Annotated in this window: 10 protein-coding genes; 9 read left to right on the top strand and 1 reads right to left on the bottom strand. The window is 68.6% G+C overall.

Annotated elements, in window-relative coordinates:
- Positions 1 to 921: an AAA family ATPase gene (locus ABD089_RS07580; RefSeq protein WP_343885869.1), complete on the bottom strand. Its 921-nt coding sequence runs from the start codon at positions 919 to 921 to the stop codon at positions 1 to 3.
- Positions 922 to 1,208: 287 nt separating this feature from the next.
- Here ABD089_RS07580 and mraZ point away from each other — a divergent pair, with 287 nt between their 5' ends.
- The 9 genes from mraZ (at position 1,209) to ftsW (ending at position 12,439) form a co-directional block, all read left to right on the top strand.
- The gene (mraZ, locus tag ABD089_RS07575) at positions 1,209 to 1,637 is read left to right on the top strand and encodes a division/cell wall cluster transcriptional repressor MraZ (RefSeq protein WP_343885685.1); all 429 of its coding nucleotides are present in this window, start codon (positions 1,209 to 1,211) and stop codon (positions 1,635 to 1,637) included.
- Between the two features lie 147 nt (positions 1,638 to 1,784).
- Positions 1,785 to 2,813, top strand: coding sequence for a 16S rRNA (cytosine(1402)-N(4))-methyltransferase RsmH (rsmH, locus tag ABD089_RS07570; protein ID WP_343885684.1), 1,029 nt, complete (start codon positions 1,785 to 1,787; stop codon positions 2,811 to 2,813).
- Complete coding sequence (ftsL, locus tag ABD089_RS07565) at positions 2,810 to 3,439, top strand: cell division protein FtsL (protein WP_343885683.1); 630 nt, start codon at positions 2,810 to 2,812, stop codon at positions 3,437 to 3,439. Before rsmH ends, ftsL begins: the two co-directional genes overlap by 4 nt.
- Positions 3,439 to 5,526, top strand: a complete 2,088-nt coding sequence (locus ABD089_RS07560) for a peptidoglycan D,D-transpeptidase FtsI family protein (protein ID WP_343885682.1) — start codon at positions 3,439 to 3,441, stop codon at positions 5,524 to 5,526. The genes ftsL and ABD089_RS07560 overlap by 1 nt, the downstream gene beginning before the upstream one ends.
- Positions 5,523 to 7,079, top strand: a complete 1,557-nt coding sequence (locus tag ABD089_RS07555; RefSeq protein WP_343885681.1) for a UDP-N-acetylmuramoyl-L-alanyl-D-glutamate--2,6-diaminopimelate ligase — start codon at positions 5,523 to 5,525, stop codon at positions 7,077 to 7,079. Before ABD089_RS07560 ends, ABD089_RS07555 begins: the two co-directional genes overlap by 4 nt.
- Entirely contained in the window at positions 7,076 to 8,572 is a 1,497-nt protein-coding gene (locus ABD089_RS07550) for a UDP-N-acetylmuramoyl-tripeptide--D-alanyl-D-alanine ligase (RefSeq protein ID WP_343885680.1), read from the top strand. Before ABD089_RS07555 ends, ABD089_RS07550 begins: the two co-directional genes overlap by 4 nt.
- Positions 8,569 to 9,639, top strand: coding sequence for a phospho-N-acetylmuramoyl-pentapeptide-transferase (mraY, locus tag ABD089_RS07545; protein WP_343885679.1), 1,071 nt, complete (start codon positions 8,569 to 8,571; stop codon positions 9,637 to 9,639). Before ABD089_RS07550 ends, mraY begins: the two co-directional genes overlap by 4 nt.
- The gene (gene murD, locus ABD089_RS07540) at positions 9,639 to 11,117 is read left to right on the top strand and encodes a UDP-N-acetylmuramoyl-L-alanine--D-glutamate ligase (RefSeq protein WP_386769529.1); all 1,479 of its coding nucleotides are present in this window, start codon (positions 9,639 to 9,641) and stop codon (positions 11,115 to 11,117) included. Before mraY ends, murD begins: the two co-directional genes overlap by 1 nt.
- Positions 11,118 to 11,266: 149 nt before the next feature.
- Entirely contained in the window at positions 11,267 to 12,439 is a 1,173-nt protein-coding gene (gene ftsW, locus ABD089_RS07535) for a putative lipid II flippase FtsW (protein WP_343885867.1), read from the top strand.
- Positions 12,440 to 12,445 lie beyond the last annotated feature (6 nt).

The following is a 12,445-nucleotide window of genomic DNA, read 5'->3' as shown; positions in this document are numbered from 1 at the left end:
CTATCTCCGGTCGGGTACGGCGACCTTCTCGACCGCCGCGTCGATGATCTCGGAAACGGTGCGACCCGCCAGCTGCGCCTGAGTCGAGGGCAGCACGCGGTGGGACAGGACCACCTTCGCGAGCGCCTGGACGTCGTCGGGGATGGTGTAGTCACGTCCGGCCATCGCGGCCTGGGCACGGACCGCGCGGAGAAGGTGCAGGCTCGCGCGCGGCGAGGCGCCCAGACGAAGTTCCTTGGACGCACGGGTGGCGGAGATGATGCCGATGATGTAGTCCTTCACCGCCGGGGCGACGTAGACATCCTTGACCGCATCGATCAGGCCATTGATGGTGGCCGCATCGGTGACCGGGGTCAGCGAGTCCAGCGGGTTGACCTGACCGTGGTGGTCGAGCATGTCCAGCTCGGCATTGCGCGTGGGGTAGCCCATCTCGATCCGGGCCATGAAGCGGTCACGCTGGGCCTCGGGGAGGGGGTAGGTGCCCTCCATCTCGATCGGGTTCTGGGTTGCGACGACCATGAAGGGTGCGCTCAGCTCGTGCGTGATGCCATCCGCTGACACCTGGCGCTCGGCCATCGCTTCCAGTAGGGCCGACTGGGTCTTGGGTGAGGCCCGGTTGATCTCGTCGCCGACGACGATGTTGGCGAAGATGCCGCCTGGCTTGAACTCGAACTCGCGCGTCTCCTGGTTGTAGACGCTGACGCCGGTGATGTCGCTGGGGAGCAGGTCGGGGGTGAACTGCACGCGGCGCACGGTGCAGTCGATGGAACGTCCCAACGCCTTGGCCAGCATCGTCTTGCCCACCCCGGGCACGTCCTCGACGAGCAGGTGCCCTTGGGCCAGCAGTACGGCCAGCGCCGTGTCCACCTGGGCGGTCTTGCCCTCGATCACGCCCTGGATCGACTCGCGGACCGTGCCCATCACGTCGACGACGTCGGCCAGGGTCTGCGGTCGCACTTCGTGCTGGTCCACCCGGGTTCTCCTTCGTTGCTGCTCCATCGGAGCCTGTCGTGACCGGGTCGGATGACCGCGGGCGTGTTTCAGCGTACAAGGCGACCTGCCCGAGGACGTGTCGTCCATCCCGAAGGGGGCCCCGTCCGGTGGGAGAAGTGGTGGGGAATGGTGGTGCGTGTGGGGAGTAGTGGAGTATGGTGGAGCGCAGTGGAGGAGATCGGCACGATCTGGGAGTGATTGGGAGGTGGCCCGCCATGTTCTTGGGCACCCACCTGCCGAAGCTCGACGAGAAGGGCCGTTTCTTCCTGCCGGCGAAGTTTCGCGACGAGCTGGCCGCTGGACTGGTGATCACCCGGGCGCAGGACCGATGCCTGGCGATCTACCCGTCGGCGACCTTCGTCGAGATGACCAAGCAGGTGATGGACGCCCCGGCGACCGTGAAGCAGGTTCGTGACTTCCAGCGCATGCTGGCGGCCGGGGCCTCGGACGAGGTGCCGGACAAGCAAGGACGGGTCACGATCCCGCCGCTGCTGCGCAGGTATGCAGGGTTGGAGAAGGAGATCGTCGTGGTGGGCGCCATCAACCGGGTCGAGGTCTGGGACGTCGCCGCGTGGGAGGAGTACTCCGCGCAGCAGGAATCGGCCTTCGCCGAGATGGACGAGGAGATCTTCCCCGCTCTGTGAGCAGGGGTGGTCGAGCAGTGATGGATTGTGCCGCGAGGCTTCAATCCGGGGCCCAACCTCCTGGCGCACCTTCCCCGGTGCCAGGCGGACTTCCCACGGGTCACGGGTTGAAACCTGGCGGCACAAGCTCCGAAGGGAAGGGTCGAGATGGACGATGTGCTGACTGACGTCCCCGCGTCCGACGCGCCCGATTCCGAGGCAGCCGCTTCCACGTCCCCCGACCTGACCCGCATCCACGTCCCCGTGATGCGCGACCGGATCATCGAACTCCTGGCCCCCGCCCTCGCCGCCCCCGGCTCCGTCCACGTCGATGGCACCACCGGCATGGGCGGGCATGTCGAGGCCGTTCTGGAGGCCTGCCCGCAGGCCCAGGTGATCGCCATCGACCGTGACCCCGCCGCCCTCGACATCGCGTCACGCCGGCTGGCCCGCTTCGGCGATCGTGTCACCTTCGTCGAGGCCGTCTACGACGAGCTTCCCGAGGTGCTGGCCGAACTGGGCATCGCCGAGGTCAACTCGGTGCTGCTGGACCTGGGTCTTTCCAGTCTGCAGATCGACCAGCGCGAGCGTGGCTTCGCCTACTCCGTCGACGCCCCGCTGGACATGCGGATGGACGGCAAGCAGGAGCTCACCGCCGCGACCATCGTCAACACCTACGACCGCCGCCTGCTGGCCCGCATCCTGCGCATCTACGGCGAGGAGCGTTTTGCCGACCGGGTCGCCGCACGCATCGTCGAGGCCCGCGAGGTCGAGCCCTTCACCACCTCTGCCCGCCTGGTCGACGTCGTCGCCAGCGGCATCCCGATGGCCACGCGCAAGACCGGGGGACACCCTGCCAAGCGCACCTTCCAGGCGCTGCGGATCGAGGTCAACGCGGAACTGGAGGCACTCGAGGGCGTGCTACCCGCGGCCATGGACGCACTGGCAGTGGGTGGCCGGATGGCGGTCCTCGCCTACCACTCGCTGGAGGACCGGATGGTCAAGAACCTTTTCCGGGAGGGTGCCACCGACAAGGCACCCCGAAACCTGCCTGTCGTTCCCGAAGGGATGCGTGCCGAACTGATGTTGTTGACCAGAGGCGCAGAGAAGCCGGGGGCCGACGAGGTCCTGACCAACCCGCGGGCAGCATCGGCGCGCCTGCGGGTCGCTGAGCGAGTGAGGAGGGCCACCGCATGAGCGCAGTTGTTGCTCCCGTCGAGCGCTCCGAACGAGCGTCCGGCCCGGCCCGTCCGATGCTGCGTGCGCTGGAACGCCGTCCGGCGCGGTTGTCGACCATTGCGTTCGTCGTCCTGCTCGTCAGCCTGCTGGGTGCCGGCATGGTGGGCATCCTGTTGCTCAACGTCTCCATCCAGCAGCGCGCCCGAACCCTCAACGCGCTGCAGGCCACCGCCGAGCAGAAGGGCTACCAGCAGGCAGCCCTGACCAGCCAGGTGCAGTCCCTGCGGTCCCCGACGACCCTGCAGAGCAAGGCCTGGGACCTCGGGCTTCGCCCCAACACCTCCCCGGCCTTCCTGGTGCTGCCCTCCGGGCAGGTGCTGGGAGATACCACTGCGGTCACGGCCAGCGAGGCCCCCGAGCAGAAGCACAGGAGCGCGCAGGCGATCACCGAGGCGATCGAGAAGGCCAACGCCACGGAGATCAAGCGCAAGGCGGACCTGATCGAGGCACAGAAGAAGAGGGCAGCGCAGCGCCTCGCCGAGCAGAAGGCCAAGGCGAAGGCAGCGGCGGCCGCTGCGAAGGCCAAGGCCGCGGCAGATGCTGCCCAGACCAACACTGCCCAGACCACGAGCGGCGGGCAGTGATGGCCAACCCCTCAGACCCCTCTCGCAAGTCAACCCGAGGCACCGGCCGCAGCGCGTCCGGTGCCTCGCGCACGCCTGCACAGCACACGAACTCCCAGCGCACCAGCTCCCCGCGCACCAGCTCCCAGCGCACGAGTTCCCAGCGCCCGCGACCCGCAACCAGCAAGCGTCCGATCGCAGACGGCCTGGGCGCCAGCGCCGGCCGCGCCGCCAGCTCGGTCGGCAACGCCCGGCTCGCGCTCGCGTCCCCGCGGCGCCGGCTCAACATCCTGCTGGTGCTCGTCGCGCTGGTGCTCAGTGGCTTTGTCGTCCGAGCCTTCCAGCTGCAGGCCTTCGACTCCCAGGCCTATGCCTCCAAGGCGGCCAAGCAGATGACGCGCACGGCCACCCTGATAGCCCAGCGCGGCACCATCACCGACCGCAATGGGGTCGTGATGGCCGCCAGCGAGCCTGCGGTCAAGATCATCGCGGACCCCTCGATGATCGCCCGCAACGGCGTCGACAAGCGCCGCGACCTCACCACCAGCGAGACCGCCATCGCCTCACAGAATGCGGTGGCCATCGCCGAGGCGCTGGCCAAGTACCTGGGCGGCAAGTCGACCGACTACCTGCCCAAGCTTTCTGAGAAGAGCACCAACGGAAGCCTCAAGCAGTACGTCGTCATCCAGCGCCACGTCCCCGCCGCGACCTACCAACTGCTCCAGGCCGAACTGGCGAAGGGCGGCAAGGTGACCGTCGACGGCAAGGAGTACAAGGCGCCCTACTGGTACGGCCTGTACAAGGAGGACGACCCGGTGCGCCAGTACCCGGGCGGATCTGTGGGCGGCAACCTCATCGGCACCATCAATGACGAGCAGAAGGCCACCGGCGGCGTGGAGCTCTCACTGACGGACATGCTCAAGGGCACCAATGGCTCGGAGAGCTATGAGGCCAGCGCCTACGGACGGATTCCCCTCGGCTCCCAGGTGCTCACCCCGGCTGTCGACGGCGACAATGTCACGCTGACGCTGGACTCCGAAATGCAACAGATCGCCGAAGCCGCCTTGGCCAAGGGCATCGAGGGGTCGGCTGCCAAAACCGGCACGGCCATCGTCATGAACGTCAAGACCGGCGAGGTGCTGGCCGATGCCTCCCTGCCGAGCTATGACCCCACCGACATGACCAAGGTGAAGGCGGAGAATCTGGGCAACCGTTCGGTCACCACGCCCTACGAGCCCGGCTCGGTGCAGAAGGTGCTGACGATGGCGATGCTGGCCGACAAGGCCGGGATCACCGCCGACAGTCGCGTCGTGGTGGAGGACAAGTACGCCTCCGGCGACGGCTACATCCGCGACTCCTTCTCCCACGACCGCTTGTACCTGACCGCGCGCGGGATCATCGCCAAGTCGTCCAACATCGGCATGGCCACCTTGATCAGCGATGCCGTCGACAAGCGCAAGGTGATGACCGAGCAGGACATCGTCGACTACCTCAAGTCCTTCGGGCTTGGCGCCAGGACGGGAATCCAGCTGCCGGGTGAGTCCGCCGGTGTGCTCCCCACCGCCGACATGCCGCAGTACACACGCGACCAGATCGCCTTTGGCCAGGGCCTCTCGGTGACCGCCGTCCAGGAGGCCGCAGCAGTGGCCGCGATCGCCAACGACGGTGTCTACAACGCGCCCACGCTGGTCAAGGCGGCCACCGACGGCACCGGTGCCACGGTTGACTTGCCGGCCACCGCCTCGCACCGCGTCGTGTCCGTCGCAGCTGCCGAGCAGGTGCAGGACATGATGGAGGCCGTGATCCAGCTCAACCCCGAGCAGCGAGCCATCGACGGCTACCGCACCATCGGCAAGTCCGGCACCGCCGAGCGCGCCAACAACAGCGGTGGCTACACCGGCTACACCGCCTCCTTCGCGCTGGCCGCCCCCGCCGAAGACCCGCAGATCCTCGTCTATGTCGTCATCGACCAGCCGGAGAAGAGCCACCAGGGCTCCGAGATCGCGCTCCCGGTCGCCAACAGCATCATGAAGCTGGCGCTGCCGCGCTACGGTGTGCTGCCCTCGACGACGGAGGCTGCGGACGAGCCACTGGACTACGAGCCGTGAGCGGCCTGCTCCGCCCGGCGCACGTCAGGCGCGCTGCCTTGTCCAGCCTGTTCACGGGTCTTGACGTCGTCATCCATGGCGAACCCGACGCAGATCCCGAGGTCGGCGACATCACCCTCGACTCGCGCACCGTCGGACCGGGGACGCTCTACGTCGCGCTGCCCGGGACGAAGGCCCATGGCGCCGACTTCAGCAGCGCTGCAGCGGCGCAGGGTGCGGTGGCCGTCCTGACCGACGTCGACGGACGTGACCGGGCCGCGGCCACCGGCCTGCCGGTGGTGGTCTGCGAAAACCCCCGCGCCGCGATGGCGCTGGCCGCAGCCACTCTCTTCGGCCGGCCCACCCACGACCTGCGGATGTTCGGCCTGACCGGCACCAACGGCAAGACCACCACCTGCTTCCTCGTGGAGGCCGCGTTGGTCGCCGCGGGGGAGCGGGTCGGCACCATCGGCACCAATGGTTTCCGGCTGGACGGGGAGCCGATCGAGAGTTCCCGGACGACCGTGACCACGCCCGAGTCGCCCGACCTGCAGGCCCTGCTGGCCGTGATGCTGGAGCGTGGCGCCTCCGCCGTCGCGATGGAAGTGAGCTCCCACGCGCTGGTGCTGCAGCGCGTCAACGAGGTCGGCTTCGACGTCGCGGGCTTCACCAACCTCGGGCGCGACCATCTCGACTTCCACCCGACCATGGAGGACTACTTCCAGGCCAAGTCGCGGCTCTTCGACCCGCGCTGGTGCCGGGTCGCCGTGGTCAACACCGACGACGAGTACGGCTTGCGGCTGGCGCAGAAATTGGCAGGCCAAGAGCTCCCGCGACTGGTGAGCACGGGTTTTGGGCCCAGCGACCACCAGATCCTCGATCGGCGCGCCACCCCAACGGGTAGCTGGCTCAAGGTGGCCGGACCCTATGGTGAGCGCGAGTTCACCATTGACTTACCCGGTGAGTACAACGTCCGCAATGCCGTGATGGCGCTCGCGATGCTGACCGAGGCCGGGATCGACGTCGATGGCGCCATCGAGGGCCTGCGGCACGCCCAGGTGCCGGGCCGGATGGAGCTCGTCCTCAACGACCCCGACGCGCCCCGTTGCTATGTCGACTTCGCCCACACGCCCCAGGCCATCTCGGCCGCAATCGACGCGGTCGAGCCAGACGAGGGAGGCCGGACGATCGTGGTGATCGGTGCCGGCGGTGACCGCGACCGGGCCAAGCGTGGTCCGATGGGCGCCGCCGCGGCCAGAGGTAGCGACCTGGTTGTCGTTACCGACGACAACCCCCGCACCGAGAGCCCGGAGGCGATCCGCGCGGCGGTGGTGGCGGGGGTCGAGTCTGCCACGGACGCAGGGCGACGTCCCGAGGTCGTGGAGGTGAGCCCCCGCCGGGAGGCGATCGCGCACGCGCTGGCCAGCGCCCGTGCCGGTGACGTCGTGCTGGTGCTGGGCAAGGGGCACGAACGGGGCCAGGAAATCGCCGGCGAGGTGCTGCCCTTCGACGACGCCGGCACCGTGCGCGAACTGTGGAACGAAATCCAGACCATGGCCGGGGAGGGCCGATGAAGAAGCTGACCACCGCTGAAGCGGCGCGCCACGCCCGGGCCCGGCTCGTCGGGCCCGCCGATGTCGTCATTGACAAGGTCGTCATCGACGCCCGTCAGGCCACCCCGGGCGCCCTTTTCGTCGCGATCGCGGGGGAACGCGTGGACGGGCATGATTTCGCCGAGCAGGCCCGCGCCAACGGCGCTGTCGCCGTGCTGGGAACGCGCGAGACGGACGCAGACCTGGCCCACCTGGTCGTGGACGACTCCGTGGCCGGGCTCTCCGCGCTGGCCCGCGGCGTGGTGGCCGAGGCCATCGCCGATGGCCTGACCACGATCGCGATCACCGGTTCCTCGGGCAAGACCTCCACCAAGGACCTGCTGGCCCAGGTGCTCGAGGCTGCCGCTCCGACGGTCAGCCCGGTCGGTTCCTTCAACAACGAGATCGGCGTGCCGCTGACCGCCTGCGGTGTGGAGGACGACACCCGTTTCCTGGTCAGTGAGATGGGCGCCCGCGGCCTGGGTCACATCGCCTGGCTCTGCTCGGTCGTCCCCCCGCGGGTGGGCATGGTGCTCAACGTCGGCCACGCGCACCTGGGCGAGTTCGGCTCGGCCGAGGGCATCGCGCAGGCCAAGGGCGAGATCGTCGAGGGCCTGCCGGCCGAGGGTTGGGCCGTCCTCAACGCCGACGACCACCGCGTCGCCGCGATGGTCACCCGCACCGCGGGCCGCATCGCCTGGTTCACCCGCTCCGCCGAGCCGCTGCCACACGAGTCACTGCCCCATGAGTCGCTGCCCGATGAGTCACTGCCCGATGACGTCCGCTGTGACCTGGTCGTCCGCGCGGTCGACGTGCACGCCGACGCACTGCAGCGGTCCCGTTTCACCCTTGAGGTCGTCCGCAACGGCGCCACCGAACGCCACGAGGTCTCCTTGCGGGTGCTGGGCGACCACCAGGTCAGCAACGCCATCGCCGCTGCCGCCGCCGCGATCGCCGCCGGCGTCGAGCCCCAGATCGTTGCGCACGCCCTGTCAGCAGCCACCACCCGCTCCCATTGGCGGATGGAACTGACCGAACGCGCCGATGGTGCCGCGGTCCTGAACGACGCCTACAACGCCAACCCCGACTCGATGGCGGCAGCCCTGCACACGCTGGGCGGCATCGCCGCGGCCCGACGTGCCATTGACCCCTGCGCCCGAGCCATCGCCGTCCTGGGCGACATGCTGGAACTCGGCGACGACGCGCCTGCCCTGCACGCCGAGCTTGGTCGGCTGGCCGCCGAGGTGGGCGTGGACGAGGTTGTCGCGGTCGGGGAGTATGCGGAACAGATCGCCGGCGCGGCACGAGACGCCGGCATCGAGGCCCGCGCGCTGCCCAGGCGGGAGGTGTCCGGATCGCTAGCCTTGGGTCCGGCAGACGTGGTGCTGGTCAAGGCATCAAGAGGGTTGGCCCTGGAGACGGTCGCGGACGAGCTGGTCGCCGCGACGGCCGACAAGAGCGGAGCTGAGGCGTGAAGAACATCTTGTTGGCCGGAGGGTTGTCGATGATCGGCACCCTGCTCGGCACCCGCGTGCTGATCGGCTTCCTGGTCCGCAAGGGCTACGGGCAGTTCATCCGTGACGACGGCCCGACCGCCCACCACACCAAGCGCGGCACACCGACGATGGGTGGTCTGGTGATCATCATCTCGGTGGTGCTCTCCTACTTCCTGGCCCACCTGTTCACGTGGACCGAGGTCTCGGTCTCGGCACTGCTGGTGCTCTACCTGTTCGTCGGGCACGGCGTGCTCGGCTTCATGGACGACTGGTCGAAGATCTCCAAGCAGCGTTCGCTTGGCCTGCAGGGACGCTGGAAGCTCGTCGGCCAGGCCTTCTTGGCGATCAGCTTCGGCGTTGCCGCCCTGATGTTCCCCAACGACCGCGGCATCCGCCCCGCCTCCACCTCGATCAGCTTCCTGCGTGACATCTCCTGGGCGGCGCTGCCCGCTGTGCTGGCGATCGTGTGGATCATCCTGCTGATCGCGGGTGCCTCCAATGCCGTCAACCTCACCGACGGTCTGGACGGCCTGGCATCCGGTGCCGCAACGATGGTCTTCGCCGCGTATGCCCTGCTCAACATCTGGCAGTTCAACCAGTGGTGCGGACGCCAGTCAACGCAGGGCCCGCTGTGCTACGAGGTGCGCGACCCGCACGACCTGGCCGTGGTGGCGATGGCGCTCGCTGGGGCCTGCTTCGGCTTCCTGTGGTGGAATGCCAAGCCCGCCAAGATCTTTCTCGGCGACACTGGCTCGCTCAGCCTGGGTGCTGCGCTGGCCGGCCTGGCGATCTGCACCCGCACCGAACTGCTGCTGGTCATCATCGGCTTCCTGTTCGTGATGGAGACCGTCTCGGTGATGCTGCAGGTCGGCTACTTCAAGTCCACGGGCGGCAAGCGTCTGTTCAAGATGACCCCCATCCACCACCACTTCGAGTTGCTCGGGTGGGCCGAGGTGACGGTGGTCATCCGCTTCTGGATCATCTGTGGCCTGGCGGTGGCGACCGGCCTGGGCCTGTTCTACGCGCAATGGGTGGTGGGCCAGTAATGGCGCAAGACGGTACAACGCTGGACTGGATCGAGGGTGCCGACCGCACCGCGCCGTGGCCGCAGGCCAAGGTCGTCGTCGCGGGTCTTGGCCGTTCCGGCTTCGCCGCCGCTGACGGGCTGCTCGACGTTGGCGCGCAGGTGACCGTCCTGGACGACAACGACGGCTCGGCCAATGCCGAGAAGGCCACCGTGCTGGAGATGCTCGATGCCGACGTCCGTCTGGGCGCTGGTTCCACCGCGACCCTGCCCGACGACGTCGACCTGGTCATCACCTCCCCGGGTTGGCGTCCGTCGGCGCCGCTGTTGGCCCAGGCCGCCGCGCGCGGCATCCCGATCTGGGGCGAGGTCGAACTGGCGTGGCGTCTGCAGCAGCCCGACCGTGCCGTGCCGTGGCTCGCCGTCACCGGTACCAATGGCAAGACCACCACCACCCAGATGCTCGAGTCGATGCTGCTCGCGGCTGGTCTCAAGGCCTGCGCGGTGGGCAACATCGGACGTCCGGTGATGGAAGCCGTCCTGGACGAGACCCCCTACGACGTCTTCGCCGTGGAGCTGTCCAGCTTCCAGCTGCACTGGTCCAAGTCCTTGGCCATGCACTCGTCCGCGGTGCTGAACGTGGAGGCCGACCACCTCGAGTGGTACGCGGGCGAGGGCTTCGCGCACGGCGGCGGGATGGCCGACTACGCCTTCGACAAGGCAAAGATCTTCGAGCGCGTGCGCCATTCCTGCGTCTACAACGTCGCGGACGTCGTGACCGAGCAGATGGTCGAGGATGCCGACGTCACCGAGGGCGCCCGCGCCATCGGCTTCACCCTCGGCATGCCCGGCATGAGCATGCTGGGCGTGGTGGACGACCTGATCGTCGACCGGGCCTTCGTGGAGCAGCGCAAGGACTCCGCGCTGGAGCTGTGCAGCGTCTCCGACGTGCAGCCCAATGCACCGCACAACATCGAGAACGCGCTCGCTGCCGCCGCGCTGGCCCGCTCCTTCGGGGTCGGTGCCACCGCCGTTCGCGACGGCCTGCGGAACCTGAACCTGGGCGGGCACCGGATCCAGACCGTCGCCACGCGCGACGAGGTGACCTGGGTGGACGACTCGAAGGCCACCAACCCGCACGCCGCCAATTCGTCCATGCGCGCCTTCGACCACATCGTGTGGATCGCCGGCGGCCAGGCCAAGGGCACCACCTTCGACGACCTGGTCGCCACCCACGCGGCCAAGCTGCGCGGGGCGGTGCTGCTGGGCGTCGACCGCCAGGTCGTCGCCGAGGCCCTGGCCCGACACGCGCCCGATGTGCCGGTGATCGTCATCGACGACACGGACACTGGTGCCATGGCGCAGGCCGTCCGAGCGGCCGCGACGATGGCCCGGCGGGGGGACACGGTGCTGCTGGCACCGGGCTGCGCCTCGTTGGACATGTGGTCCGGCTACGACGCGCGGGGGGATGACTTCGCGGCTGCCGTCCGGGCACTGTGACTTCGTCAGCTGTGACGCGACAACCGAAGAGCCCATCCACACCCGACCAGGAGACCTTCCCCATGGCTTCCCTCAGTTCCGCCGGCCGCAGCCGCACCAGGCAGCGTGTCGTGCCCGAGGTGGCCCGGACGCGCAACCTGGTGGGCGAGATCCTCGCCCGGCCCCTCGCCAGCTATTACTTGGTGCTGGTCTCGACTGCCCTGCTGGTTGCCCTGGGTGCCCTGATGGTGCTCTCGGCCTCCTCGGTCTATGCCACAGCGACCAATGACGACCCCTACTACTTCGCCAAGCGCCAGATGATCTTCCTGGTGCTCGGCCTGCCATTCGCCTGGTGGCTCTCCCGTCTCCCCGAGCGGATCCTCAAGCCGCTGGGGTGGGTGGCGATGGCTTTGGCCCTTGTGTTGTTGTTGGCCGTGTTCACCCCGCTCGGCTATGACGCGGGCAAGGGCAACCGATCCTGGTTGAACCTGGGGGTGCTGCGAGTGCAGCCCGCCGAGTTCGCCAAGCTGGCCCTGGTGCTGTGGGCGGCGAGCTTCGTGCAGGCCAAGGAAGCCGTGATCGACCGGGTCAAGGAGCTGTCGCCACTGGTGATCGGCTTCGGGCTCGTGCTGGCCCTGGTGCTCGCCGAGAAGGACCTCGGCACCGCCCTCGTGATCGCCGCCATCTTCTTCGCCGTACTGTGGATCCTGGGTGTGCCCGGACGGATGTTGGGCCTGTTGGCCTGCCTGGGTGTGCTGGGTGTGGCCGTGCTGGTCGCCACTTCGCCCAACCGCATGGTGCGCATCTTCGCCTTCCTCGGCCTGGCCAAGGACGACCCCTTCGCCTCCCAGCAGCCGGTCTCGGCCATCTACGCGCTGGCCTCCGGTGGTTGGTGGGGCGTCGGCCTGGGCGGCTCGCGCCAGAAGTGGGGCAATCTCTACGACGGTGCCCAGAACGACTTCGTCTTCGCTGTGCTGGGCGAGGAGATGGGCCTGGTGGGCAGCCTGATCGTGTTGGCCCTGTTCTTCATCCTCGGCTTCGCAGCGATCCGGATCGCCCTGCGATCCGACTCTGCCTTCTCCCGCGTCCTGTCCGGGGCGATCGCCGCCTGGCTGATGTTCCAGGCCATGACCAACATCGGCGTCGCGATGGGCATGCTGCCCGTGCTCGGTGTCCCGCTGCCCTTCCTCTCGGCCGGCGGCTCGGCGCTGCTGGCCAATCTGTTGGCCGTCGGCCTGCTGCTTGCCTGTGCCCGCAACGAGCCCGCTGCCCGTCGCCTGCTGGCGCGCCGACGTGGCGAGCCGGCGCCGCGGGTGACTACGGTTGTGGACGGCGGGCGCTGATCCGTG

The organism is Luteococcus sanguinis (assembly GCF_039527675.1).
GTDB classification, from domain to species: Bacteria; Actinomycetota; Actinomycetes; order Propionibacteriales; family Propionibacteriaceae; genus Luteococcus; species Luteococcus sanguinis.
The sequence above is the reverse complement of the archived record's forward strand: the minus strand, read 5'-3'. Positions and strand labels throughout refer to the sequence as shown.